The sequence below is a fragment of the Moraxella sp. CTOTU48841 genome (assembly GCF_032061225.1).
GTDB classification, from domain to species: domain Bacteria; phylum Pseudomonadota; class Gammaproteobacteria; order Pseudomonadales; family Moraxellaceae; genus Faucicola; species Faucicola cinerea.
The window spans coordinates 128,799-150,866 of sequence record NZ_DAMBFQ010000002.1; the positions used below are offsets into that span (position 1 = coordinate 128,799).

Here is a 22,068-nt window from a genome sequence, read left to right on the forward strand (position 1 = left end):
ACTATCTTACCAAGGTGAATTTACCCGCTAATTGTTTACCAATTAAGCTGACCAGCTGACTGGCAATGATATCCTTGCTGGCTTTTTCGAGGCTGACTGCGGCATCTTTGCCCTTAAAAAACACCGTCATGGCATTGTCATCACTGCCAAAACCAATATCGGTGCGGGACACATCATTACAAGCAATCATATCTAAGTTTTTGGCGTCAAGCTTGCCACGAGCGTATTTTTCTACATCTTGGGTTTCTGCCGCAAATCCTACCACAAAAACCTCAGGGAATTCTTTGGCAATGGTCGCCAAAATATCTGGATTTTTCACCAAATCCAGCGACATCTGATCTTGCGTTTTTTTAATCTTTTGCGGCACGACATCACGCGTGCGATAATCAGCGACCGCAGCTGTGGCAATAAAAATATCGGTCGCTGTGCTAACAGGTTCGACTTCAATATCGTTGCCGAATTCATCATGGTCATGATGGTGGTGATGGTCATGATGAGGGTGGTCATGGTGGTGATCGTCATGGCACTCACATATATCGTCACTGGCGCATTGGCGAGCGGTCATTAGCATTTCTTCAGCTGATAACACATCGATACGATTGACCAGTAGTGGCGTTGGCAGCGGTACTTTACCCCCAACGATCAAAGTTACCCTCGCGCCTGCATTACGGCACGCTTTTGCCAGCGCAAAACCCATTTTGCCCGTGGAATGATTGGATAGATAGCGCACAGGGTCTATGGCTTCAATCGTCGGACCTGCGGTGATTGTCACATTTTTACCCGCCAATACTTGCGGGGTGATTTGCACTGCGATGAAATATTGCACGTATTCAAGCAACTGCTCTGGCTCTGGCAATCTTCCCTCACCGATATCACCACAGGCTTGTTCACCGCTGGCTGGTTGGATAATTTCATAATCATAATCGGTTAACGTCTGCAAATTAAGTTTGACCGATGGATGTTGCCACATTTGCTGATTCATAGCAGGTGCCACCAAAATCGGGGCAGCGGTAGCAAGGCAAACGGTAGTGAGTAAATCATCCGCTATTCCCATGGCCAATTTAGCAATCGTATTCGCGGTAGCAGGCGCAATAATCAGTAAATCCGCCCATTTTGCCAGTTCAATATGCCCCATTCCCAGCTCAGCGCTCTCATCCAACAAGTCGATATGCACTTGGTTGCCCGTCAAGGCCTGCAGCGTTAACGGTGTGATAAAGGCTTGCGCGCTTGCCGTCATAATAACACGGACGTCATAGCCATTTTTAATCAATAGTCGGGCAAATGAGGCAGATTTATAGGCAGCAATACCGCCTGTGATACCAAGAAGAATATTTTTCATAAGATAAAAGCACTAAAAAATTTCGCCTATAGTAACAATTTTCCGCCACTTTAGGTATGATTAATCATCATTTATTAGGAAATGCCTATGGCAATCAAAGACTGGCACCAAGACGAGCGCCCCCGAGAGAAGCTACTGCAAAAGGGCGCTGAGAGTCTATCAGATAGTGAGATTTTGGCAATATTCTTACGCACAGGCACCAAAGACCAATCCGCTATCGAACTGGCTCGTGGCTTGATTGAAAAATTTGGTAGTCTGGCTCAGTTACTATCTGCGCCGAGTGAAGCAGTCATGGCATGTCATGGTATCGGCATGGCAAAATACGCGCAGATTTTGGCAAGCCTTGAAATGGGCAAACGCTACCTTGCCAGCCAAGTCAAACAAGCCCCTACTCTTAATGCTAGCCAATTGGTCAAAGACTATCTGACTACGCAGCTGCGACCGCTCAATCGCGAGGTGTTTGCGGTGCTGTTTTTGACCAATCAGCTCACCTTAATCCAGTATGAGGTGTTGTTCACAGGTGGTATTTCATCGTGCTCGGTGTGTGTGCGCGAAGTGTTGCGCTGTGCGTTAAAATACGGGGCAAGTCAGCTTATTATCGCCCACAATCACCCAAGCACCTCTGCCACAGCGTCACAAGCAGATCTAGAGATTACCGCAAGTTTGGCAAAAGCGTGTCAGCTTGTCGATATGACTTTGATTGACCATATTATCGTAGGTCAAGATGGCACGCTTTCTTTACAAGAAACAGGCAAGATGCCTTAGCGTTTGACGCGGTTTTTAACCATTATTACCACCCAAATCATCATCAGTAAACCAATGATTAACGCAATCATCGCAAAAATGGGTGAAAAAATCGACAAAGCCGATAGCCCTATCGCTGTCCCGGTCTCTGCGACCGATACGGCAGGATTTGCCAAACCGCCCGTCGTCGCAGTCGAAGCCACGCGCGTGGTGGCAGCTGTACCTTTTATCGTAGCCGCGGCGCCGCCGCCAGCAATGATCGCTAGCGCCCAGGTCATGGCAGGACTCATATCGCTCAATGTCGAAGCCATGACCAATGTTCCTGCAACCCCTGCGAGCGGTACAGCAACCGTATCCAAAACATGATCAACCAACGGGATTAAATAACTGATCGACTCTGCAATACTGGCTACGCCTAAAATAATTAACGCAGGCGTAGAGCCTACCCACTGCCAGCTGTCATTGAGCGAAATAATATGAAAATACGCGGCACAACTGAGGGCAAACAGCGGTACAAACACACGAAACCCGCTACTTGCAGCCAAGCCAATCCCAAGAAAGATACTTAAAATCATTTCAGTTGTCATATTCTCGATACTCAAAGTATGAATAATTTTACCGCTATGATAAATAAAAATTATTAAGAAAAAAACACATATTTAATTAGCATCGCAAAGCACATCACCACAATCACCGGTCGAATAAACTTGGTACCGCCTTTGACCACCATCTGCGCGCCCAATGAAGCACCGATAAATTGCCCCAGCATCATAGCAAGCCCCACTGACCAAAGCACCTTTCCACCCAACATAAAAAACATCAACGATGCGGCATTGCTGGTAAAGTTGAGTAATTTGGCATTGGCAGTCGCGGTAATCATATCCAAGCCCCGCATGGTGATACCGCCTAGTGCAAAAAACATCCCTGTACCAGGGCCCAAATAGCCATCATAAAAGCCAATCAAGGGTGACATCCCATATTGCCATGTATTTTTGCTGATTCGTGGTGCAGATTTGACCTCACCGATAGTGGGTGCAAACAGATAATAAATACCAATAAGCGCGATTAAAAAAGGAATGCCTTTGGCTAATAGCACTGGCGGAGAAAGCTGCACAGCCATGGCGCCTAGCACGGCTCCCACAAAACAGGCGATAATCGAACGCCAAATTTGCTTAGGGTGAATTTTGCCTTTGCGTATCATGGTAATAGAAGCAGAAAGCGAACCTGCAGTCGCTTGCAGCTTGTTGGTGCCCAAGGTATAAAGCGTAGGAACATTTGCCATTAACAGGGCAGGAATGGTCAATAAGCCACCACCCCCTGCCATGGCATCTAAAAATCCTGCAATCCCCGCGACCAACGTTAACATCACTAGCACATCAAAACTCAGCTGCATCATATTTCCAAAGGTAAATTGAGGATTTATCACTATAAACAAAAAACCCCATAAGCGCGAACCTATGGGGTTTTTTTAATCAGTATGATTAGTCACGGTCTACTAACTCAACGTATGCCATCGGCGCAGCATCGCCATCGCGATAACCACATTTGATGATACGTAAATAACCACCTGGACGCGCTTTGTAGCGTGGGCCTAGTGTCGTGAATAATTTACCTACAGTCGCTTTATTACGTAAGCGGTTAAACGCTAGACGACGGTTAGCAACTGAATCTTCTTTTGCCAAAGTAATTAGCGGCTCTGCCACACGGCGAAGCTCTTTAGCTTTAGGAAGAGTAGTTTTGATGAGTTCATGTTCAAATAGTGAGTTCGTCATATTTTGGAACATGGCCTTACGATGGCTGCTGGTACGACCCAACTTAACTCCACTGTTACGATGTCGCATGGTCAAACTTCCTTTAAATTTTAACGGCTACGGTAAGAGAAGCGGTCATCAACACGTAAATCAGCAGGTGGCCAATTTTCAAGGCGCATACCGAGTTCTAAGTCTTTAGAAGCAAGGACGTCTTTGATTTCAGTTAATGATTTCTTACCGAGATTTGGGGTTTTTAACAACTCAGTTTCGGTGCGTTGTACCAAATCGCCAATGTAATAGATATTTTCCGCCTTCAAGCAATTTGCTGAGCGAACCGTTAATTCTAAGTCATCCACTGGGCGAAGTAGCACAGGGTCAACTTCTTCTTTTTCCTTAACAGGCTCTGGTGTAGCTTCCGCTTCAAGGTCAACAAATACGGCAATTTGCTGCTGCAAAATCGTTGCTGCTTTGCGAATCGCTTCTTCTGGATCGATGGTACCATTGGTTTCAAGTTCGATAACCAAACGGTCTAAGTCAGTACGTTGTTCAACACGGGCATTTTCAACTTGATATGCCACGCGTAAAATTGGGCTATAGCTAGCGTCCAATTTTAAACGACCAATAACTTTATTATCACCAGAATCTTTACGTACATTGGCAGGCTCATAACCACGACCTACTGCTATACGCAAACGCATTTTTAAATGACCACGATCACTTAATGTACCTAAAACTAAATCAGGATTGATAATCTCTACATTGTGAGGTAACTCAATATCTGAGGCTAGTACAGTGCCAGGACCTTGTTTGTCAAGGGTCAAGAATACTTCATTTTGATCATGCAATTGGATCGCTAAACCTTTTAAATTTAACAATAGATCTAGCACATCTTCTTGCAACCCTTCAAGGGTTGAATACTCATGATCAACGCCTTCGATTTCAGCTTCGATTACAGCTGCACCAGGCAATGAAGATAATAGAATACGACGTAGGGCATTACCTAATGTATGCCCAAAACCTCGTTCTAACGGTTCGAGCGTGACTTTGGCGTGTGTTTCATTGACCGTGTCCACATGAATGGCATTCGGTGTAAGAAACTCAGTAGCATTTAGCATCATTTGTCACCTCGACTTTATAGTAAAATTAATTATTTAGAGTACAACTCAACGATTAAGCTTTCGTTGATTTCGGTTGGTAAATCAGCACGCTCTGGCGCTTGTTTAAAAGTACCTTGCAATTTGCTGTGATCCACTTCCAACCATACGGGTGTACCACGTTGACCCGCCAATTCAATTGCGTTTTTGATACGTAATTGTTCTTTGGCTTTTTCGTGTACGGCAATCACATCACCATCTTGCAATTGGATTGAAGGAATGTTCACACGAACAAACTCATCACGACCCGCTTTTTTTACTAGAATAGCACGGTGGCTAACTAATTGGCGAGCTTCTGCGCGAGTTGCACCAAAACCCATACGATAAACAACGTTATCGAGGCGACGTTCTAACATTTGAAGCAAGTTTTCGCCAGTTGCGCCTTTCATACGCGCAGCTTCTTTATAGTAGTTTGAGAATTGACGCTCTAACACACCATAAATGCGTTTTACTTTTTGTTTTTCACGAAGCTGTGCAGAATACTCTGACGTTTTGCTACGTGGATTACCATGTTGACCAGGGGCACGGTCAGCTTTTTTGGTTTTTTCTTCGTACGCTTTTACGCCTGATTTTAATTGTAAATCAGTACCTTCACGACGAGAAAGTTTTAATTTTGGACCTAGATAACGGGCCATGAAAGTCTCCTTATACGCGACGTTTTTTCGGTGGACGAGTTCCGTTATGAGGAATCGGGGTTATATCGCTAATGCTGTTTATTTTATAACCCAATGCACCTAAGGCTCTTACCGCAGACTCACGACCAGGTCCTGGACCTTTAACCAAGACATCAACATTCTTGACACCATATTCTTGTGCTGCTTTACCAGCAACTTCAGCCGCAACCTGTGCAGCAAATGGTGTAGATTTACGTGAACCACGGAAGCCTTGTCCACCAGCGGTGGCCCAAGCCAAAGCATTACCTTGACGATCGGTAATCGTTACAATGGTGTTATTAAAAGACGCATGGATGTGCGCTACGCCCTCAGCTACCGAGCGGCGAGTCACTTTTTTGCGACTACGAGTGTCTTTTGCCATCTTTTAGCTTCCTAAGTTAATTATTTTCTGATTGCTTTACGTGGACCCTTACGAGTACGCGCATTTGTTTTTGTGCGTTGACCATTTACTGGTAAACCGCGACGATGACGCAAGCCACGATAGCAACCTAAGTCTACTAAACGTTTAATATTCATCGAGATTTCACGACGCAAGTCACCTTCAGTCGCATATTCTGCAACTTGGGTACGGACAGCATCAAGCTGAGTATCATTTAGTTCACTGATTTTAGTAGTTGGCGCAATGTTTACCGCTTCTAAAATTTTAGCAGCAGTGGTACGGCCAATACCAAAAATATAAGTGAGTGAAATGATAGCGTGCTTGTTGTCCGGAATGTTTACACCGGCAATACGAGCCATTGACATTTCTCCAATTATAAGGAAAAGATGAGTTAATCATCTACTGATGTAGCATTTTGAAACACTTGGTTATCTACAAATGTGTCAAAATAACGACAAGTAGCGGATAATACAGTATCCGCTACCTGATTTCAAGTCTAATCTAACAATTTAGATTAACCTTGACGTTGTTTATGACGCGGTTCTGCACTACAAATAACGCGAACAACGCCTTTGCGGCGTACAATTTTGCAGCTACCGCAGATTCTTTTTACAGATGCTTGAACTTTCATTTTCAGCTCCTAGTAGTAGTTATGAATGCTTGACTTCTATGGTTTGAATCAGCGAATAATCATGGTATTGGTGCGTCATTAAGTGCGCTTTAACTTGGGCAATAAAGTCCATAATCACGACCACACTAATCAGTACTGAGGTACCGCCTAAATGAAATGGAATACCAAACGCAGATTGCAATATCATCGGCATCAAACAAATAATTGTCATATAAATCGCACCAATAAAGGTTAAACGATTTAATACATGATCTAAATAACGTTGAGTTTGTAAACCTGGACGAATACCTGGAATATACGCCCCACTTCGTTTCAAATTCTCTGATACTTCTTTTGGACTAAACACCAACGCGGTATAAAAATAACAAAAGAAAATAATCAAGGCTGCAAAAATTACCAAATACAGCGGCTGACCCGGTGATAACACTAATGCCATATTCTGCAAGAAACTTTGAAAAATATTGGGATTGGGGGATTGACCCACCCATTGTCCCAAACTCGCTGGGAATAACAACAATGAACTGGCAAAAATCGCTGGAATAACCCCTGCCATATTAATTTTTAATGGCAAATGCGATTGCTGCTGTGCATAGATTTTTCGTTCTTGCGATTGCTTTTGGGCATAGTTGACTGGGATACGGCGCTGGGCACGCTCAATAAACACAATCCCTGCCACCACCGCTAATGCCAATAAACTAAATATCAACAAGGCAATCATGTTCATTTGACCTTGCTGAACAGAGTTAATTGACTGCGTGACCACTTGTGGAAAAGTCGCTACGATACCTGCTAAAATTAGCATTGAAATACCGTTACCAATACCACGTTCAGTAATCTGTTCACCTAACCACATCAAAAACATCGACCCTGCAACCAACGAGGTTACCGCAGGAATATAGAAACCAAGACCACTGGTCAATGTAAGATTCTGACTAATCAGACCTGTACACATACCAATTGATTGAACCAAGGCTAAGGCAAGGGTTAATTGGCGTGTATACTTGTTGATTTGGCGTTGACCGGCTTGGCCTTCTTTTTTTAATGCATCTAGTGATGGTATAACCGCTGTCATCATCTGGACAATGATTGAAGCAGAAATATAAGGCATAATCCCGAGTGCCATGACTGACATCCGTTCTAATGCCCCACCAGAAAACATATTAAACAAACCTAAAATAGTATTTTCATTAGTTTGAAAAAATTTCGATAAGCTTTCTGGATCCATACCAGGAATAGGTACGTGTGAACCGAAACGATAGACGACTAAAGCACCCAACAAAAATAGTAAACGATTAAATAATTCATCGTACTTACGAATAAATGCTAGAGGATTCATCGATGTTGAATGCTTAGTCATGTAGGATTACTCCTCAATAGTACCACCAGCTGCTTCAATAGCCGCTTTAGCACCTTTAGTCACTTTAACACCTTTAAAAGTATATGCTTTGGTTACGTCACCTGAAAGGATGATACGAACACGTTGCATATCGTGGCGAATGATATTCGCTGCTTTTAAAGACTCAACGCTTACCACGTCACCATCAACTTGGTTTAATTCTGATAAACGCACTTCTGCCGTTACCATTGCAAGTTTACTGGTGAAACCAAATTTTGGCAAACGACGGTATAAAGGCATTTGACCACCTTCAAAACCTGAGCGAATACCAGAACCTGTACGTGAGGTTTGACCTTTGACACCACGACCACCGGTTTTACCGATACCAGAACCGATACCACGACCACGGCGAAGTTTATTTTTTCTTGAACCTTCAGCTGGGCTCAATTCATTTAAACGTAGACCCATTATACTTCCTCCACTTTAACTAAGTAGTTAACGCGGTTTACCATACCACGGGTCGAAGGGGTATCTTCAACTTCGACAGTATGTCCAATACGACGTAACCCTAAACCTTTCAAACAAGCTTTATGGCTTGCTAGGCGATGGGCACTCGATTTTACTTGAGTAACTTTCATTTTTTTCATGTTAGCTCACCTTAGCTTAGCCCAAGATTTCTTCAACTGATTTGCCGCGTTTTGCCGCAACTTTTTCAGGAGAAGACATTTCTTTTAACCCGTTGAAAGTTGCACGTACAACGTTAGCGGCATTGGTTGAACCATAGCATTTTGCTAATACGTTTTCTACGCCTGCAACCTCTAATACTGCACGCATTGCACCACCCGCGATAACACCGGTACCTTCAGAGGCTGGTTGCATATACACGCGGCTTGCACCGTGGCTAGCAGTAATAGGATGTTGAAGGGTTGTGCCCGCTAAATCAACGGTAATCATATTACGTTTGGCAGCTTCTAGTGCTTTTTGAATCGCTGCAGGCACTTCACGCGCTTTACCACGACCAAAACCAACACGACCATTGCCATCACCTACCACTGTGAGTGCGGTGAAAGAAAAGATACGACCACCTTTTACAACTTTAGATACACGGCCAACTGTGACTAAGCGCTCTACTAAACCGTCTGTTTGTTCAACTTTTGCCATGATTAGAACTCCAATCCATTTTCACGAGCGGCTTCAGCTAATGCTTTAACACGACCATGATATTTAAAACCGCTACGATCAAACGCAACTTTAGTAATGCCAGCAGCTTTAGCGCGTTCTGCAATTAATTTACCAACGGCAGTTGCAGCTTCGATGTTGCTAGTTTGACCAGCACGTAAAGTAGTATCTAACGTTGAAGCTTGGGCTAATACTTCACCACCCGTTGGTGAGATAACTTGTGCATAGATGTGGGTGTTAGTACGATTAACAGATAGACGATTTACGCCTAAACCACGGATATGTGCACGGGTTTTTTTCGCTCTGCGAAGGCGAGCAGCTTTTTTATCAAACATGTCATTTCACCTTATTTTTTCTTAGCTTCTTTACGAGCGACATACTCATCGCTATAACGAACGCCTTTGCCTTTGTAAGGCTCAGGTGGGCGATAGCCACGAATGTTTGCTGCTGCTTGACCTAGCTTTTGTTTGTCGCTAGATTTTAACACGATTTCAGTCGCAGTTGGAGTTTCAGCAGTAACACCTTCAGGTAGTACATATTCGATTGGGTGTGAGTAACCTAAATTTAGGTTAACTTTATTGCCAGCAACAGCGGCTTTATAACCAACACCAATCAATTGTAGACGACGTTCAAAGCCTTCAGTAACACCTTTAACCATGTTGCTTAATAATGCACGAACTGTACCAGTGTGCATCCAACCGTCTTTGGTGTCAGATTTTGGTGAAAGAATAAGTTGATTATCTTCCTGTTTTAGCTCGACCAAATCATGCAGGCGTAAAGTTAGCGTACCTTTGCTACCTTTAACTTCAACCTGCTGACCGTTCAAAGTAACACTTGTACCATTTGGTAGTGCTACAGGGGCTTTAGCCACACGAGACATACGGGTAATTCCTATAAAAGTGATAAAAAAACGAACAGGCACAACAAACTATGCCTGTCCCTCTTAATGTTAATTAAGCTACGAACGCAATAACTTCGCCGCCTAATCCAGCTGCACGAGCTTCACGGTCGCTCATGATGCCTTTACTGGTAGAGATGATTGCTACACCTAGACCTTTTTGGACGCTTGGTAGTGCATCTTTACCACGGTATTGACGTAAACCTGGACGACTATAACGTTTAATAGTCTCAATAACTGGTTTACCTTCAAAATATTTTAACTCGATGGTTAATTCAGTTTTACCTGTACCAACTTCTTGAGTTTCTGCGGTCGCAACATAACCTTCTTTTACTAGCAAATCAGCAATTGATTTACGTAGTTTTGAGCTTGGCATAGTCACAGACGCTTTTTGAGCCATTTGTGCATTACGGATACGAGTCAACATATCAGCAACGGTATCTTGCATACTCATATTGTTTCCCCTTACCAGCTTGCTTTATGAACGCCAGGTACATCACCTTGCATTACTTTTTCACGAATCATGTTACGTGAAAGACCAAATTTACGGAAATAACCGTGTGGACGACCTGTCAATGCACAACGATTACGTAAACGTACTGGTGAAGCATCACGTGGCAATGCTTGTAATGCAAGCATTGCGTCCATACGCTCTTCATCAGTTGCGCTGATGTCGCTGATAATTGCCTTAAGCTTTGCACGCTTCTCAGCATATTTAGCAACAGTCGCTTCGCGTTTAAATTCGCGATTAATCATACTTTTCTTTGCCATATTGCCTTATCCTTGCTGTTAGCCCTTGAATGGGAAGCCGAATGCTTTAAGCAATGCACGACCTTGATCATCAGTTTTTGCGGTAGTCGTAATGGTAATATCTAAACCACGAATACGGTCGATTTTGTCAAAGTCAACTTCAGGGAAAACGATTTGCTCTTTGATACCTAGTGAATAGTTACCACGGCCATCAAATGCTTTATCTGTAAAACCGCGGAAGTCACGGATACGTGGAATAGCGATGGAGATTAAACGATCTAAAAATTCGTACATCTGTTCGCCACGTAACGTTACTTTACAGCCGATTGGCCATTCTTCACGGATTTTAAAGCCTGCAACTGATTTGCGAGCTTTGGTTACTACAGGTTTTTGACCGGCAATTGCCGTCATATCCGCTAATGCGCCTTCAAGAACTTTTTTGTCTTGAGCTGCATCACCCACACCCATATTTAGAGTGATTTTGGTGATTTTAGGGATTTCCATAACGTTAGCTAAACCAAGCTCTTGCTGAATTTTTTGCTTAAGCTGTTCGTTATATTGTGTTTTAAGTCTTGCCATTACTGATACCCTTAGATGGTTATGCAGTCGCCACAACTTCACCAGATGAACGATAAACGCGTTGTTTTTTGCCTTCGTCATTCAATTGGTAAGAAATACGATCTGCCTTTTGGGTTGCTGCATTATAAATTGCAACATTTGAAATGTGTAAAAATGCTTCTTTCTCGATAATACCACCTTCAACGCCAGTCTGTTGGTTTGGCTTTTGGTGTTTTTTAACGATGTTGATGCCTTCAACTTTTACACGGTCTTCTTTTACTGCTAGTACTGTACCTTGCTTGCCTTTATCTTTGCCAGCAATTACAATCACTTGGTCGCCTTTACGTAATTTTGCCATGTTTTCCTCACAATACTTCTGGGGCTAATGAAACAATTTTCATAAATTGTTCGCCACGTAGTTCGCGGGTTACTGGTCCAAAAATACGTGTTGCAATTGGTGCTTTATTGTTGTTCAACAACACAGCTGCATTATCATCAAAACGTAGTACTGAACCGTCAGGACGACGTACGCCAAACTTCGTGCGTACGACTACCGCGTTCATTACATCACCTTTCTTGACACGACCGCGTGGAATTGCTTCTTTCACAGTCACTTTAATGATGTCGCCTACTGATGCATAACGACGATGTGAGCCACCTAGCACTTTAATGCACATAACTCGTTTTGCACCACTGTTGTCTGCAACTTCCAGCATTGTTTCAGTCTGAATCATCGCGTTACTCCATAAATTGGCAAAACAAGTCTTTGCCACAATAAGCCATTTTTAAGGTGGCGTATTGTAGCAGTTACTGACTTGCTTTGCAATTATAACTATCTATTTAAGTTAAATTAAATATTAACTGCTTTTTCTACAACGTCTACTAACACCCAAGATTTGGTTTTTGATAGTGGACGTGTTGATTTGATACGAACAGTATCACCAACGCCACACTCATTGTTTTCGTCATGAGCATGTAGTTTGGTAGAACGGCGAATCATTTTGCCATATTTGGCATGACGAATACGACGCTCAACAAGTACAGTAATGGTTTTATCCATTTTGTCACTGACAACTTTACCAGTGACGGTACTTTGTTCGGTAGCGTTAGCTTGGTTTGTATTTTGCTCACTCATGATTAAGCCCCTTGGTTTTCGGTGTTCTGTTTTTCAGAGATAAGAGTCTTGATTTGAGCAATCGTACGACGATTTGCTTTAATCTCATGGGTGTTGCCTAACTGACCAGTGGCTTTTGCCATACGAAGACGAAATGTTTCTAATTGTTTTTCGTCTAGTAATTGGGTCAGCTCTTCGACTGATTTGTCTTTAAGTTCACTGATCTTCATTACATTATCGTCCGTTTAACAATGGTGGTTTTGAAAGGCAACTTGGCAGCTGCAAGCGTGAACGCTTCAGTTGCTAGCTCGTCAGAAACCCCTTCGATTTCATAAAGCATTTTGCCTGGTTTGATTTCGCATACCCAGTATTCTACTGGACCTTTACCTTTACCCATACGAACTTCTAGTGGTTTTTCGGTAATTGGTTTGTCTGGGAATACACGAATCCAAATTTTACCACCGCGCTTGATACGACGTGAAATCGTACGACGAGCAGCTTCGATTTGACGTGCAGTCATGCGACCACGTTCTACTGATTTAAGTCCGATTGTACCAAAAGATACGCTACTACCACGGTGAGCTAACCCCGTATTACGTCCTTTTTGTACTTTACGAAACTTGGTACGTTTTGGTTGTAACATATCGATTAACCTCTGTCTTTAGCTGGGCGCTCACTACGTGGGCGGTCGCTACGATCATTACGAGCACGGCGTTTTTGAGGTGCACGTGCTTGCTTTTCTTCTTTGACTGGATTATATACACGGTTCATGCCGTCAAGCACTTCACCACGGAAAATCCAAACTTTTACACCGATAGTACCGTAAGTGGTTTCTGCGCGTACATTTGAGTAGTCAATGTCTGCACGTAATGTATGCAAAGGTACACGACCTTCACGATACCACTCTGAGCGAGCAATCTCAGCGCCGCCAAGACGACCTGATAGCTCAACTTTGATACCTTGTGCGCCAGCTTTCATACTGTTTTGAACAGCACGTTTCATAGCACGGCGGAACATGACACGACGTTCAAGTTGTGAAGCAATACCGTCAGCCACTAGACGTGCGTCTAAGTCTGGTTGGGTGATTTCTTCAATGCTAACTTGTGCTGGCACACCCATTAATTTGGTAAGTTCTTTTTGTAGGCTTTCAATATCTTCGCCTTTTTTACCAATGATGATACCAGGACGTGCCGTGGCGATAGTGATTTTAGCTGCGCCCGTAGGACGTTCGATGCTAATACCGCTGATCATCGCTGCTTTAAGCTTTTTCTCTAAATATTTACGAACTTGTAAATCGTTGATTAAGTATTCAGAGTATTTTTTTGGATCTGCATACCAGTTAGCGTTTGATTTACGGATTACGCCAAGACGGATGCCGATTGGATGAACTTTCTGTCCCATATTATGCTCCTACCTTAACTGTGATGTGGCAAGTACGTTTGCTAATACGGTCAGCACGACCTTTGGCACGTGGTAAAACACGTTTTAACGTAATGCCTTCATCCACATAAATGGTAGAAACACGCAATGTATCGATGTCTAAACCATTGTTATGCTCAGCGTTAGCAATCGCAGATTCTAAGCATTTTTTAACCAATTTAGCGGCTTTTTTGTTACTAAAGGTTAAGATATCTAATGCACGCTCGATTGATTTGCCGCGAACTTCGTCAGCAACTAAGCGTACTTTTTGTGCCGAAATGGCGGCACCGCGTAATTTTGCAGTTACTTCCATGATGAGCACCTTATTTCTTAGATTTCTTGTCAACGCCATGACCACGATATGTACGGGTTGGGGCGAATTCACCAAGTTTATGACCAACCATTTGCTCGTTTACGATAACAGGTACATGTGTACGACCGTTATGAACAGAAATAGTTAAGCCGACCATTTGTGGCAAAATCATTGAGCGACGTGACCAAGTTTTGATTGGTTTGCGTGAGTTCGTTTCTAACGCATTCTCAACTTTGGCAAACAAGTGCGCATCGATGAATGGACCTTTTTTCAATGAACGAGGCATGAAATTATTCCTTATTTCTTATTGACGCGACGACGGCGGATAATCATGTGGTCAGTACGTTTGTTAGAACGTGTTTTAAGGCCTTTAGCCTTTTGACCCCATGGGCTGGTTGGATGTTTACCGAAGTTACGACCTTCACCACCACCGTGTGGATGGTCAACTGGGTTCATTGCAGTACCACGAACGGTAGGACGAACGCCACGCCAGCGGTTGGCACCAGCTTTACCCAATGATTTAAGGTTATTTTCAGTGTTTGATACTTCACCGATAACCGCACGACAATTTACGTGGATACGACGAGTTTCGCCTGAACGTAAACGAACGATTGCATAGATACCATCGCGACCCAATAATTGAACCGCAGCCCCTGCTGAACGAGCGATCTGTGCACCTTTACCGATTTTAAGTTCGATATTGTGAATCACTGTACCTACTGGAATGCTACGTAGTGGCAAGCAGTTACCTGGGCGAATTGGTGCAGTTTCACCAGAAATAACGGTATCGCCTTGTTGCAATTTTTTTGGTGCGATGATGTAACGACGCTCACCGTCTGCATATTTAAGTAGTGCGATGTGTGCAGTACGGTTTGGATCGTACTCAATACGCTCTACAACAGCAGGAATATTGTCTTTGTTACGTTTGAAGTCAACAACACGGTAATGCTGTTTATGACCACCACCGATATGACGGGTAGTGATGCGACCGTTGTTGTTACGACCACCAGTTTTGCCTTTTGACTCTACTAATGCTGCATAAGGACGACCTTTATGAAGGTGTGGATGCACCACTTTCTCGACAAATCGGCGACCTGGTGATGTCGGTTTGGCTTTTACGATAGGCATTGTGTAATCCTTATTCGTTGTCAGCAGCAGGTTGTTCTGCTACGTCGGCTACTTGAACATCTTGACCAGCTTTTAAGGTCACATAGGCTTTTTTGAAGTCTTGACGACGACCTACCGTGCGACCAAATCGCTTTGTCTTACCTTTAACATTCAAAGTGTTAACTTTAACTACTTCAACACCTTCAAACATTAATTCTACGGCTTTTTTAATCTCTTTTTTTGTCGCGTTGGTGTCAACTTTGAACACTTGCACACCTAAGGTGTCGCCCAAGATTTGAGATTTTTCTGAAAATACAGGTGCTTTTAGTACCTGATATAGTCTTGCGTTATTCATGCTAACACTCCCTCAATTTCTTTGGCGGCTGCGACAGACATGATGACTTTGTCAAACGCAATTAGGCTAACTGGATCAACTTCAGTGCTACCTAGTACGCTGACGTATGGAATATTGCGAGCAGCTAAGTAAAGATTTTCGTCAACTTCATTGGTAACGATCAATGCTTTAGGGGCATTTAAGTCTTTAAGTTTAGCGATAAGCTCTTTAGTTTTTGGTGCTGAAATGCTGATGTCATCAACCAATACCAAACGGTCTTGACGAATCAATTCAGCAAGAATGCATTGCATGGCACCACGGTACATTTTACGGTTCACTTTTTGTGACCAATCTTGTGGTTTGGCGGCAAATGCGCGACCACCACCGACCCAAATTGGGCTACGGATAGAACCAGCACGTGCACGGCCAGTACCTTTTTGACGCCATGGTTTTTTACCACCGCCAGATACTTCACCACGCGTTTTTTGAGAACGGCTACCTTGACGACCACCCGCTAAATAAGCGGTAACTACTTGGTGTACAAGTGCTTCGTTGAATTCACGACCAAATGCTACGTCTGATAGCTCAACCGCCGAACCTGTTACTGTATTTAGATTCACGTTAATCCCCTTGATTAAGCTTTAACTGATGGACGTACTAAAACGTCGCCACCGTTGGCACCAGGAATTGCACCCTTGATAACTAGGATACCTTTTTCAGCATCAACTGAAATCACTTCTAGGCCTTGTACGGTCACACGTTTGTTACCCATTTGACCTGGCATTTTTTTGCCTTTAAATACACGACCCGGTGTTTGGTTTTGACCTGTAGAACCCACAACGCGGTGAGATACTGAGTTACCATGTGTCCAATCTTGTGAACGGAAGTTGTGGCGTTTGATACCACCTTGGAAACCTTTACCTTTGCTGGTACCAATTACGTCAACGATTTGACCTACTTGGAACAAGTCAGCAGCGATTTCACTACCTGCTTCGCGGCCTTCAAGTTCGCTGTCTTCGACGCGAAATTCCCAAGTGCCGCGACCTGCAGCAACGCCAGCTTTTGCAAAGTGACCTTTTTGAGCTGCATTAACACGAGAATCACGACGCTCACCCGTTGTTACTTGGATAGCTTGGTAGCCGTCTGTGTCCTGTGTTTTGATTTGAGAGATACGGTTGGCAGTAACTTCAACAACAGTTACAGGAATTGAAACACCTGCTTCTGTGAAGATACGAGTCATGCCGCATTTTTTTCCGACTAAACCGATCGCCATGTTGTTAACCTCTTAATTTTTACTGTTATTCAATATAGGTGTTACCCTAAGGGGTTAGCCTAATGCGATTTGTACATCAACACCCGCCGCCAAATCTAACTTCATCAGTGCATCGACTGTTTTGTCAGTAGGCTGAACGATATCTACCATACGTTTAAATGTGCGGATTTCGTATTGGTCACGGGCATCTTTGTTCACGTGTGGTGAGGTTAAGATGTTAAAGCGTTCAATGCGAGTTGGTAGCGGTACTGGACCACGAACTTGTGCACCTGTGCGTTTTGCGGTATCAACAATCTCTTGAGCTGATTGGTCAATCAGACGATGGTCAAAAGATTTAAGTCTGATACGGATTTTCTGGTTAGCCATGCCAGTAAGCTCCTAATATAAAGTTTGATATGGGTTAATTTGCGTTGGGTGTTAAGCTGTTATTGAGTAAACACCTAACTTGCATTTTTTACCTGTTTTTGACAGGCGCTTTTTGAAAATAAAAAAATTTCAGTCCCACTCAAACTATTAACTTGCAATACATAGATAGCATTATTAATAGTCGGTGAAACTGTATTCTTTAATTTCGTGTCGCAAACAATGGAGCGACTGTATTAAAGGGCTTATTCTTTTATGAATTGACGAATCATCTTCGTCGCCCTACAATAAGTTAAGTGGGCTGTATTATACCGATTTTTTGGGTAAAAGCAATAGGCTAATCTAGCAAAATATCATATTGTTCTTGATTAAAACGGTTATCACTCTCCAAATTAATCGGACGACCCAGCAAATATTCCATCTCTGCCACTGTATCCGCTTCAATGGTTTCAAGCAAATCAATCACGCCACTATTTGCGACCACGGTAAATTTCTTAGGGGCGTTGTAGGTTCTGGCGCAGCGCATTAATTCGCGGAAAATCTCCAGACACACGGTTTCGGCGCTTTTGACAAAGCCTTTACCGCCACAGGTTGGACACGGCTCACAAAGCTGTTGTTGTAAGCTCTCTCGCGTGCGTTTGCGGGTCATCTCTATCAGCCCAAGCGCTGAGACTTCGCTGATGTTGGTTTTTGCATAATCGCGTTTGAGCTGTTCTTGCAGGCTTGCTAATACCTCATCGCGGTGTTGTTGCTCTTGCATATCGATAAAGTCAAGAATGATAATCCCGCCCAAATTACGCAGTCGCAACTGACGGGCGATGGCGTGGGTGGCTTCAAGATTGGTTTTATACACCGTATCTTCAAGAGAACGCCCACCAACAAATGAGCCTGTATTGACATCAATGGTCGTCATGGCTTCGGTTTGGTCAATGATGAGATAACCGCCTGATTTGAGATTAACACGGCGATTGAGCGCGTCTTTTAAATCCTCTTCAACGCGGTGAACATCAAATAACGCCTGCTCGCCTTCATACAATTGAATACGTGGATAAATCAGTGGGACAAATTCTTTGGCAAAATGACGAATAGCGTCAAACACTCGGGCGTTATCGACCGTCACCCTTTCAGTCTGCTCACCAATCAAATCTCGAATCGCGCGCAAAGGTAGCGATAAATCTTGATAAATCAGCTCAAAACGGCGATGGGTCGGCGTTTGTTCACGGCGGGCTTGTACCATACGCCAAAGCTGCAGTAGATAATAAATATCTTCTTCAAGTTTGGATTGTGGGATATTTTCGGCAGCGGTACGGGCAATCAATCCGCCTTGCAGATTGACTTGGTGCATCAGCTCGCCAAGCTGTGTTTTTAACCGCTCTCGCTCATCGCCATCAATCCGCTGTGAAATCCCGATATGTTCACCATACGGCAAGTACACCAAATAACGCGAGGGCAATGACACATCCGTCGTCAGTCGTGCGCCTTTACTGCCTAATTGGTCTTTAATCACTTGTACCAAGATACGCTGTCCTTCATACAAGCGGTTTTCTATCAACTCGCTAGGCGGTGGCTGATAGGTGGTTGTGGTCATCGCAAGCGTAGTGGTGTCAGGGTCTAAGGTGTTGTCAATTGCGGGGTTTTGCGGTTTGGGCGGTTCAATGGCTGAAAGCTTAGGACGCAGGGTCTGCATATCATTGACGTGCAAAAACGCGGTGCGTGATTGCCCAATATCGATAAATGCCGCCTGCATGCCTGGCAGTACGCGCACCACTGTGCCAAGGTAGATATTGCCCACTGAGCCAAGTTTGCTATGGCGTTCGATAAAGATTTCGTTCAGTATCCCATCTTCGAGCACCGCGACTCGGCTCTCAGATGGGCTGATGTTGATGAGTAGTTCTTCGGTCATTGTAAACAGCTTTTTAAAATTTTTAGTTGCCGTTATTCTACTCGAAGTTAGTTATCTGCACAAAGCTAAACTAAATAAGCTGTTGTTTTAGTTCATTGATTATGGTCACAAGCTTGGTTGGATGTTCTTTTGCCAAAACATCGGCTTTTTCACAACCATAACTCACTGCTATGCTGTCCATGCCAATATTATTTGCCATACGGATGTCATGAATACTATCACCGATAAAAACAGCGTCTTCAATTCTTGTGCTTGTTTCTACCAAGATTTGCTCAAGCATTAAGGGATTTGGCTTACCTGCGGTTTCGTCAGCGGTTTTGGTAGTTGTAAAAAAGGCTTCAATTCCAGAGTTTGGCAATACTCGCTGCAGCCCTTTACGTTTCTTGCCTGTTGCAATCGCTAGTGTTTTGCCTTGAGCGTGTAAATCTTGAATCAATTCTTTAATACCATCAAACAGTTTGTCGTTGTCGCAATGCTTGACATAATATTCTGAGTAAGTCGCTAAAAGTTCATCATATTTATCGCTATCATTGGGGAAAAGCATGGGGAACGCATCGACTAACGCAATGCCGATAATGGATTTGGTGGCGTCATCGGTGACGGTTAAACTGTGCTTTTTAGCAGCATAGCGCATGGCATCGACGATTAAGCCAACCGAATCCATCAACGTGCCATCCCAGTCAAAAATGATTAGGGATTTGTTTTTGAAATTATTTGTTGTCATTTTCTATCTTCAATTTCATTAAAATAGGGAGATAATAATTTGTCTTGCTGACATTCAAACTTACCTTTTTTTAAACTATACACTTGAAATTGATTGTCGAATCCTGCTTTATCTTCATCGTCAAAATAATGAAGCAACCCATATGAGCCAACAGCATTTTTAGCAAGCCAATGATAAATTTCTAAGACGTCAAAAAATTCTTGCGATTTATGATTATGAAACCCGAAAATCATAAATTGATAGTTGCCATTTAGAATACCCGTTTTAATCTGTGGATTTTCTAAATTTTTAAAGGTCATATCTATTTTAGAAAGAAATTCTTGCCAAATTTTACCTATCATCTCTTCAGATTCGTTGGCTTCATTAAAACTTTCTCGGACACACACCCAACCATAATATTCAATCATTTTCATTACCAATTAAACTTTGCATATCCTCTGGCAATTCGGCTGTAATTGTTTCATATTCTGGAATAGCAAGCTGATAAGCATGTAAGCACAAGCGGCGCACGCTTTTATCGCCTTTAACCACATTCGGATTGTATTTATCATCACCCAATAATGGATGCCCGATACTCGCCAAATGCACCCGAATTTGGTGGGTACGCCCTGTGAGCGGTTTGGCTTCAATTAAGCTGACTTTTTGACCATTCAACTCAAATTTTTGCAACACGTTAACTTGGGTTTGGCTTGGCTTACTGTCTTCGGATTTTACATCCACTTTGACACGGCGTTCACCGCTTTTGCCTTCTGGTGTGGCAGGCAACGTGTATTTTAACAGCGGTTTATCAATGGTTTGTGTTTCGCTACTTATCCAACCTACCACCAAACACAAATAGGTTTTTTGCAAGGTTTTTTCTCGCAAATGCTCTTGTAAAGTTTTAAGGGTTGAGCGTTTTTTGGCAATCATCAGTAAGCCAGAGGTATCTTTGTCAATGCGGTGTACGAGCTCAAGGTATTTTTTACCCGTTGCTTCTCGCATCGCTTCAATCACGCCAAAACTCTCGCCACTGCCGCCATGCACCGCCATACCTGACGGTTTATTGAGCACAATTAAACCCTCATCTTCATACACAATGCGCTCAAGCAAACTCTGGGCAAAGTCAGGACTAATCACGGGTTTTTCACGCGTAGCAAGCTTGATGGGTGCAATGCGCACCACGTCATTACGCTGCAGTTTATCGTGGGGTTTACAGCGTTTGCCATTGACACGGATTTCGTCAGAACGAATCATATTATAGACGTGTGAGCGCGGCAGTCCTTTAAGACGACCCAACAAAAAATTATCCACACGTTGGTCATGCTGCTGGCGCGTGACAGTCAAGTAATTGACTTTAGCAAAATCTAAAATATCGTCATCTGCAGACTGGGGTTGTTTGCTAGGCGTGCGTTTTGGGGTTTGATGAGCCGATTGTTGCGATGGGGTGTCGGGTTTTTTGCTAGGATAGGCAGGACGTTTGGGAGACTGCGATTGCTCTGTCATATTTTAATAGCCGTTTACATAAAAATTTGCTATAGTTTAGCAGTTTAGTGCCTGTGCCGCTATGAATTCGCGCCATCAATTCGACTTAAACCCTGTTAAGCTTCATTTCAAAGTAGTGTATGCGGGATAATTAAACTGTCGCCTTTGCTGTCGCCCATACAGCCGAAATTTATTCATGGCAGTATGACTCACGATAGGGCGCACTAAACTGCCAATATTTATAGATTTTAAGACTGATTTTAATCAATATCAGCACACGACATACGAGTAACGAAGATAATTGTCATTTGAAAACATGTTCAAATAGTTTGTAAAGATTAGTGATATATAGAGATAACAGATAAATGGTGGGTTTTGTGCCTTACAACCACAAAACTGCTGGTAACGATTAGCGTATTATGCGCCTAGGTAAATGAACTCAGTAGTTGCGATTTTGAGATAAACGTTTACGGTTTTGGATGATTTACCATTTTAAATTGCCCACGCCTTTGTAAAACCTAACTTATCAGGCTTGCCATTTAAAGCGAAAACTAACGCTAACACTTTTTGACCAATAGGGAAAAAGGGTTCATTCATTTGTCCTAAAACGCACATTGTTTTGGGCAACAACCCCCAATCCAGCATGATGGCTGTATTTACCTAA

Annotated in this window: 36 protein-coding genes; 1 reads left to right on the plus strand and 35 read right to left on the minus strand. The window is 43.2% G+C overall.

Features of this window, described 5'->3' with window-relative positions:
• Position 1 precedes the first annotated feature (1 nt).
• Entirely contained in the window at positions 2 to 1,339 is a 1,338-nt protein-coding gene (coaBC, locus tag RT034_RS03305) for a bifunctional phosphopantothenoylcysteine decarboxylase/phosphopantothenate--cysteine ligase CoaBC (protein WP_313013663.1), read from the minus strand.
• Between the two features lie 87 nt (positions 1,340 to 1,426).
• On the opposite strand from coaBC, the gene radC reads away from it, so the two are divergent.
• A complete protein-coding gene (gene radC, locus RT034_RS03310) occupies positions 1,427 to 2,104 on the plus strand; it encodes a RadC family protein (RefSeq protein ID WP_313013668.1) in 678 nt (225 codons plus the stop codon).
• Here radC and RT034_RS03315 read toward each other — a convergent pair.
• The 34 genes from RT034_RS03315 to RT034_RS03480 form a co-directional block, all read right to left on the minus strand.
• Positions 2,101 to 2,670 (minus strand): DUF4126 domain-containing protein, encoded by a 570-nt coding sequence (locus RT034_RS03315; protein ID WP_313013671.1) that lies wholly within the window; start codon positions 2,668 to 2,670, stop codon positions 2,101 to 2,103. The genes radC and RT034_RS03315 overlap by 4 nt on opposite strands.
• 53 nt (positions 2,671 to 2,723) lie before the next feature.
• Positions 2,724 to 3,476 carry a TSUP family transporter gene (locus RT034_RS03320; protein ID WP_313014134.1) on the minus strand — a complete coding sequence of 251 codons (753 nt, stop codon included), beginning with the start codon at positions 3,474 to 3,476 and terminating at the stop codon, positions 2,724 to 2,726.
• A gap of 88 nt (positions 3,477 to 3,564) precedes the next feature.
• On the minus strand, positions 3,565 to 3,924 hold the full coding sequence (gene rplQ, locus RT034_RS03325) for a 50S ribosomal protein L17 (protein ID WP_036593417.1): 360 nt from the start codon (positions 3,922 to 3,924) through the stop codon (positions 3,565 to 3,567).
• Positions 3,925 to 3,944: 20 nt separating this feature from the next.
• Positions 3,945 to 4,952, minus strand: a complete 1,008-nt coding sequence (locus RT034_RS03330; protein ID WP_313013676.1) for a DNA-directed RNA polymerase subunit alpha — start codon at positions 4,950 to 4,952, stop codon at positions 3,945 to 3,947.
• Between the two features lie 29 nt (positions 4,953 to 4,981).
• Entirely contained in the window at positions 4,982 to 5,623 is a 642-nt protein-coding gene (gene rpsD, locus RT034_RS03335; RefSeq protein WP_007115568.1) for a 30S ribosomal protein S4, read from the minus strand.
• 10 nt (positions 5,624 to 5,633) lie between these two features.
• A complete protein-coding gene (rpsK, locus tag RT034_RS03340) occupies positions 5,634 to 6,023 on the minus strand; it encodes a 30S ribosomal protein S11 (protein WP_007115567.1) in 390 nt (129 codons plus the stop codon).
• A 20-nt stretch (positions 6,024 to 6,043) separates the two neighbouring features.
• A complete protein-coding gene (gene rpsM / locus RT034_RS03345) occupies positions 6,044 to 6,400 on the minus strand; it encodes a 30S ribosomal protein S13 (protein WP_007115566.1) in 357 nt (118 codons plus the stop codon).
• 155 nt (positions 6,401 to 6,555) lie between these two features.
• Positions 6,556 to 6,672 (minus strand): 50S ribosomal protein L36, encoded by a 117-nt coding sequence (rpmJ, locus tag RT034_RS03350; RefSeq protein WP_040403280.1) that lies wholly within the window; start codon positions 6,670 to 6,672, stop codon positions 6,556 to 6,558.
• 19 nt (positions 6,673 to 6,691) lie between these two features.
• The gene (gene secY / locus RT034_RS03355) at positions 6,692 to 8,029 is read right to left on the minus strand and encodes a preprotein translocase subunit SecY (RefSeq protein ID WP_313013684.1); all 1,338 of its coding nucleotides are present in this window, start codon (positions 8,027 to 8,029) and stop codon (positions 6,692 to 6,694) included.
• A gap of 6 nt (positions 8,030 to 8,035) precedes the next feature.
• Positions 8,036 to 8,476, minus strand: a complete 441-nt coding sequence (gene rplO / locus RT034_RS03360) for a 50S ribosomal protein L15 (protein WP_313013689.1) — start codon at positions 8,474 to 8,476, stop codon at positions 8,036 to 8,038.
• Positions 8,476 to 8,655: a 50S ribosomal protein L30 gene (rpmD, locus tag RT034_RS03365; protein ID WP_007115563.1), complete on the minus strand. Its 180-nt coding sequence runs from the start codon at positions 8,653 to 8,655 to the stop codon at positions 8,476 to 8,478. Before rpmD ends, rplO begins: the two co-directional genes overlap by 1 nt.
• 16 nt (positions 8,656 to 8,671) lie before the next feature.
• Positions 8,672 to 9,169 carry a 30S ribosomal protein S5 gene (rpsE, locus tag RT034_RS03370; protein WP_007115562.1) on the minus strand — a complete coding sequence of 166 codons (498 nt, stop codon included), beginning with the start codon at positions 9,167 to 9,169 and terminating at the stop codon, positions 8,672 to 8,674.
• A 2-nt stretch (positions 9,170 to 9,171) separates the two neighbouring features.
• A complete protein-coding gene (rplR, locus tag RT034_RS03375; protein ID WP_007115561.1) occupies positions 9,172 to 9,522 on the minus strand; it encodes a 50S ribosomal protein L18 in 351 nt (116 codons plus the stop codon).
• 11 nt (positions 9,523 to 9,533) lie between these two features.
• Positions 9,534 to 10,067, minus strand: a complete 534-nt coding sequence (rplF, locus tag RT034_RS03380; RefSeq protein ID WP_036593421.1) for a 50S ribosomal protein L6 — start codon at positions 10,065 to 10,067, stop codon at positions 9,534 to 9,536.
• A gap of 73 nt (positions 10,068 to 10,140) precedes the next feature.
• Positions 10,141 to 10,539 carry a 30S ribosomal protein S8 gene (gene rpsH / locus RT034_RS03385; protein WP_188874902.1) on the minus strand — a complete coding sequence of 133 codons (399 nt, stop codon included), beginning with the start codon at positions 10,537 to 10,539 and terminating at the stop codon, positions 10,141 to 10,143.
• Positions 10,540 to 10,550: 11 nt separating this feature from the next.
• A complete protein-coding gene (rpsN, locus tag RT034_RS03390) occupies positions 10,551 to 10,856 on the minus strand; it encodes a 30S ribosomal protein S14 (RefSeq protein ID WP_313013697.1) in 306 nt (101 codons plus the stop codon).
• A gap of 18 nt (positions 10,857 to 10,874) precedes the next feature.
• On the minus strand, positions 10,875 to 11,414 hold the full coding sequence (gene rplE / locus RT034_RS03395; protein ID WP_007115557.1) for a 50S ribosomal protein L5: 540 nt from the start codon (positions 11,412 to 11,414) through the stop codon (positions 10,875 to 10,877).
• Between the two features lie 19 nt (positions 11,415 to 11,433).
• Positions 11,434 to 11,751, minus strand: coding sequence for a 50S ribosomal protein L24 (gene rplX, locus RT034_RS03400; protein WP_036593426.1), 318 nt, complete (start codon positions 11,749 to 11,751; stop codon positions 11,434 to 11,436).
• A 7-nt stretch (positions 11,752 to 11,758) separates the two neighbouring features.
• The gene (gene rplN, locus RT034_RS03405) at positions 11,759 to 12,127 is read right to left on the minus strand and encodes a 50S ribosomal protein L14 (protein ID WP_007115555.1); all 369 of its coding nucleotides are present in this window, start codon (positions 12,125 to 12,127) and stop codon (positions 11,759 to 11,761) included.
• A 116-nt stretch (positions 12,128 to 12,243) separates the two neighbouring features.
• Positions 12,244 to 12,528: a 30S ribosomal protein S17 gene (gene rpsQ, locus RT034_RS03410; RefSeq protein ID WP_007115554.1), complete on the minus strand. Its 285-nt coding sequence runs from the start codon at positions 12,526 to 12,528 to the stop codon at positions 12,244 to 12,246.
• Between the two features lie 2 nt (positions 12,529 to 12,530).
• Complete coding sequence (gene rpmC, locus RT034_RS03415; protein ID WP_007115553.1) at positions 12,531 to 12,737, minus strand: 50S ribosomal protein L29; 207 nt, start codon at positions 12,735 to 12,737, stop codon at positions 12,531 to 12,533.
• The gene (gene rplP / locus RT034_RS03420; RefSeq protein WP_007115552.1) at positions 12,737 to 13,150 is read right to left on the minus strand and encodes a 50S ribosomal protein L16; all 414 of its coding nucleotides are present in this window, start codon (positions 13,148 to 13,150) and stop codon (positions 12,737 to 12,739) included. Before rplP ends, rpmC begins: the two co-directional genes overlap by 1 nt.
• 5 nt (positions 13,151 to 13,155) lie before the next feature.
• Positions 13,156 to 13,908: a 30S ribosomal protein S3 gene (gene rpsC, locus RT034_RS03425; RefSeq protein WP_007115551.1), complete on the minus strand. Its 753-nt coding sequence runs from the start codon at positions 13,906 to 13,908 to the stop codon at positions 13,156 to 13,158.
• 1 nt (position 13,909) lies between these two features.
• Entirely contained in the window at positions 13,910 to 14,239 is a 330-nt protein-coding gene (gene rplV, locus RT034_RS03430; RefSeq protein ID WP_007115550.1) for a 50S ribosomal protein L22, read from the minus strand.
• Positions 14,240 to 14,249: 10 nt separating this feature from the next.
• On the minus strand, positions 14,250 to 14,525 hold the full coding sequence (gene rpsS / locus RT034_RS03435; RefSeq protein ID WP_007115549.1) for a 30S ribosomal protein S19: 276 nt from the start codon (positions 14,523 to 14,525) through the stop codon (positions 14,250 to 14,252).
• 11 nt (positions 14,526 to 14,536) lie between these two features.
• Positions 14,537 to 15,367, minus strand: a complete 831-nt coding sequence (gene rplB, locus RT034_RS03440) for a 50S ribosomal protein L2 (protein ID WP_007115548.1) — start codon at positions 15,365 to 15,367, stop codon at positions 14,537 to 14,539.
• 10 nt (positions 15,368 to 15,377) lie between these two features.
• Positions 15,378 to 15,701, minus strand: a complete 324-nt coding sequence (gene rplW, locus RT034_RS03445; RefSeq protein WP_007115547.1) for a 50S ribosomal protein L23 — start codon at positions 15,699 to 15,701, stop codon at positions 15,378 to 15,380.
• Positions 15,698 to 16,300: a 50S ribosomal protein L4 gene (gene rplD / locus RT034_RS03450; protein WP_313013714.1), complete on the minus strand. Its 603-nt coding sequence runs from the start codon at positions 16,298 to 16,300 to the stop codon at positions 15,698 to 15,700. The genes rplW and rplD overlap by 4 nt, the downstream gene beginning before the upstream one ends.
• Before the next feature lie 14 nt (positions 16,301 to 16,314).
• The gene (gene rplC / locus RT034_RS03455; protein WP_099834379.1) at positions 16,315 to 16,953 is read right to left on the minus strand and encodes a 50S ribosomal protein L3; all 639 of its coding nucleotides are present in this window, start codon (positions 16,951 to 16,953) and stop codon (positions 16,315 to 16,317) included.
• A gap of 54 nt (positions 16,954 to 17,007) precedes the next feature.
• A complete protein-coding gene (gene rpsJ / locus RT034_RS03460) occupies positions 17,008 to 17,319 on the minus strand; it encodes a 30S ribosomal protein S10 (protein ID WP_007115544.1) in 312 nt (103 codons plus the stop codon).
• Between the two features lie 334 nt (positions 17,320 to 17,653).
• Positions 17,654 to 19,219, minus strand: coding sequence for an Rne/Rng family ribonuclease (locus RT034_RS03465; RefSeq protein ID WP_050324672.1), 1,566 nt, complete (start codon positions 19,217 to 19,219; stop codon positions 17,654 to 17,656).
• A gap of 70 nt (positions 19,220 to 19,289) precedes the next feature.
• A complete protein-coding gene (locus RT034_RS03470; protein WP_313013718.1) occupies positions 19,290 to 19,943 on the minus strand; it encodes an HAD family hydrolase in 654 nt (217 codons plus the stop codon).
• Positions 19,940 to 20,350 carry an Imm7 family immunity protein gene (locus RT034_RS03475; RefSeq protein WP_313013720.1) on the minus strand — a complete coding sequence of 137 codons (411 nt, stop codon included), beginning with the start codon at positions 20,348 to 20,350 and terminating at the stop codon, positions 19,940 to 19,942. The genes RT034_RS03470 and RT034_RS03475 overlap by 4 nt, the downstream gene beginning before the upstream one ends.
• The gene (locus RT034_RS03480) at positions 20,343 to 21,425 is read right to left on the minus strand and encodes an RluA family pseudouridine synthase (protein ID WP_313013723.1); all 1,083 of its coding nucleotides are present in this window, start codon (positions 21,423 to 21,425) and stop codon (positions 20,343 to 20,345) included. Before RT034_RS03480 ends, RT034_RS03475 begins: the two co-directional genes overlap by 8 nt.
• Positions 21,426 to 22,068 lie beyond the last annotated feature (643 nt).

What these genes read in the sequence shown, in the direction of transcription:
- coaBC (WP_313013663.1), bottom strand. Translation starts at nt 1,339, where the DNA reads ATGAAAAATATTCTTCTTGGTATCACAGGCGGTATTGCTGCCTATAAA.
- radC (WP_313013668.1), top strand. Translation starts at nt 1,427, where the DNA reads ATGGCAATCAAAGACTGGCACCAAGACGAGCGCCCCCGAGAGAAGCTA.
- RT034_RS03315 (WP_313013671.1), bottom strand. Translation starts at nt 2,670, where the DNA reads ATGACAACTGAAATGATTTTAAGTATCTTTCTTGGGATTGGCTTGGCT.
- RT034_RS03320 (WP_313014134.1), bottom strand. Translation starts at nt 3,476, where the DNA reads ATGCAGCTGAGTTTTGATGTGCTAGTGATGTTAACGTTGGTCGCGGGG.
- rplQ (WP_036593417.1), bottom strand. Translation starts at nt 3,924, where the DNA reads ATGCGACATCGTAACAGTGGAGTTAAGTTGGGTCGTACCAGCAGCCAT.
- RT034_RS03330 (WP_313013676.1), bottom strand. Translation starts at nt 4,952, where the DNA reads ATGATGCTAAATGCTACTGAGTTTCTTACACCGAATGCCATTCATGTG.
- rpsD (WP_007115568.1), bottom strand. Translation starts at nt 5,623, where the DNA reads ATGGCCCGTTATCTAGGTCCAAAATTAAAACTTTCTCGTCGTGAAGGT.
- rpsK (WP_007115567.1), bottom strand. Translation starts at nt 6,023, where the DNA reads ATGGCAAAAGACACTCGTAGTCGCAAAAAAGTGACTCGCCGCTCGGTA.
- rpsM (WP_007115566.1), bottom strand. Translation starts at nt 6,400, where the DNA reads ATGGCTCGTATTGCCGGTGTAAACATTCCGGACAACAAGCACGCTATC.
- rpmJ (WP_040403280.1), bottom strand. Translation starts at nt 6,672, where the DNA reads ATGAAAGTTCAAGCATCTGTAAAAAGAATCTGCGGTAGCTGCAAAATT.
- secY (WP_313013684.1), bottom strand. Translation starts at nt 8,029, where the DNA reads ATGACTAAGCATTCAACATCGATGAATCCTCTAGCATTTATTCGTAAG.
- rplO (WP_313013689.1), bottom strand. Translation starts at nt 8,476, where the DNA reads ATGGGTCTACGTTTAAATGAATTGAGCCCAGCTGAAGGTTCAAGAAAA.
- rpmD (WP_007115563.1), bottom strand. Translation starts at nt 8,655, where the DNA reads ATGAAAAAAATGAAAGTTACTCAAGTAAAATCGAGTGCCCATCGCCTA.
- rpsE (WP_007115562.1), bottom strand. Translation starts at nt 9,169, where the DNA reads ATGGCAAAAGTTGAACAAACAGACGGTTTAGTAGAGCGCTTAGTCACA.
- rplR (WP_007115561.1), bottom strand. Translation starts at nt 9,522, where the DNA reads ATGTTTGATAAAAAAGCTGCTCGCCTTCGCAGAGCGAAAAAAACCCGT.
- rplF (WP_036593421.1), bottom strand. Translation starts at nt 10,067, where the DNA reads ATGTCTCGTGTGGCTAAAGCCCCTGTAGCACTACCAAATGGTACAAGT.
- rpsH (WP_188874902.1), bottom strand. Translation starts at nt 10,539, where the DNA reads ATGAGTATGCAAGATACCGTTGCTGATATGTTGACTCGTATCCGTAAT.
- rpsN (WP_313013697.1), bottom strand. Translation starts at nt 10,856, where the DNA reads ATGGCAAAGAAAAGTATGATTAATCGCGAATTTAAACGCGAAGCGACT.
- rplE (WP_007115557.1), bottom strand. Translation starts at nt 11,414, where the DNA reads ATGGCAAGACTTAAAACACAATATAACGAACAGCTTAAGCAAAAAATT.
- rplX (WP_036593426.1), bottom strand. Translation starts at nt 11,751, where the DNA reads ATGGCAAAATTACGTAAAGGCGACCAAGTGATTGTAATTGCTGGCAAA.
- rplN (WP_007115555.1), bottom strand. Translation starts at nt 12,127, where the DNA reads ATGATTCAGACTGAAACAATGCTGGAAGTTGCAGACAACAGTGGTGCA.
- rpsQ (WP_007115554.1), bottom strand. Translation starts at nt 12,528, where the DNA reads ATGAGTGAGCAAAATACAAACCAAGCTAACGCTACCGAACAAAGTACC.
- rpmC (WP_007115553.1), bottom strand. Translation starts at nt 12,737, where the DNA reads ATGAAGATCAGTGAACTTAAAGACAAATCAGTCGAAGAGCTGACCCAA.
- rplP (WP_007115552.1), bottom strand. Translation starts at nt 13,150, where the DNA reads ATGTTACAACCAAAACGTACCAAGTTTCGTAAAGTACAAAAAGGACGT.
- rpsC (WP_007115551.1), bottom strand. Translation starts at nt 13,908, where the DNA reads ATGGGACAGAAAGTTCATCCAATCGGCATCCGTCTTGGCGTAATCCGT.
- rplV (WP_007115550.1), bottom strand. Translation starts at nt 14,239, where the DNA reads ATGGAAGTAACTGCAAAATTACGCGGTGCCGCCATTTCGGCACAAAAA.
- rpsS (WP_007115549.1), bottom strand. Translation starts at nt 14,525, where the DNA reads ATGCCTCGTTCATTGAAAAAAGGTCCATTCATCGATGCGCACTTGTTT.
- rplB (WP_007115548.1), bottom strand. Translation starts at nt 15,367, where the DNA reads ATGCCTATCGTAAAAGCCAAACCGACATCACCAGGTCGCCGATTTGTC.
- rplW (WP_007115547.1), bottom strand. Translation starts at nt 15,701, where the DNA reads ATGAATAACGCAAGACTATATCAGGTACTAAAAGCACCTGTATTTTCA.
- rplC (WP_099834379.1), bottom strand. Translation starts at nt 16,953, where the DNA reads ATGGCGATCGGTTTAGTCGGAAAAAAATGCGGCATGACTCGTATCTTC.
- rpsJ (WP_007115544.1), bottom strand. Translation starts at nt 17,319, where the DNA reads ATGGCTAACCAGAAAATCCGTATCAGACTTAAATCTTTTGACCATCGT.
- RT034_RS03465 (WP_050324672.1), bottom strand. Translation starts at nt 19,219, where the DNA reads ATGACCGAAGAACTACTCATCAACATCAGCCCATCTGAGAGCCGAGTC.
- RT034_RS03470 (WP_313013718.1), bottom strand. Translation starts at nt 19,943, where the DNA reads ATGACAACAAATAATTTCAAAAACAAATCCCTAATCATTTTTGACTGG.
- RT034_RS03475 (WP_313013720.1), bottom strand. Translation starts at nt 20,350, where the DNA reads ATGATTGAATATTATGGTTGGGTGTGTGTCCGAGAAAGTTTTAATGAA.
- RT034_RS03480 (WP_313013723.1), bottom strand. Translation starts at nt 21,425, where the DNA reads ATGACAGAGCAATCGCAGTCTCCCAAACGTCCTGCCTATCCTAGCAAA.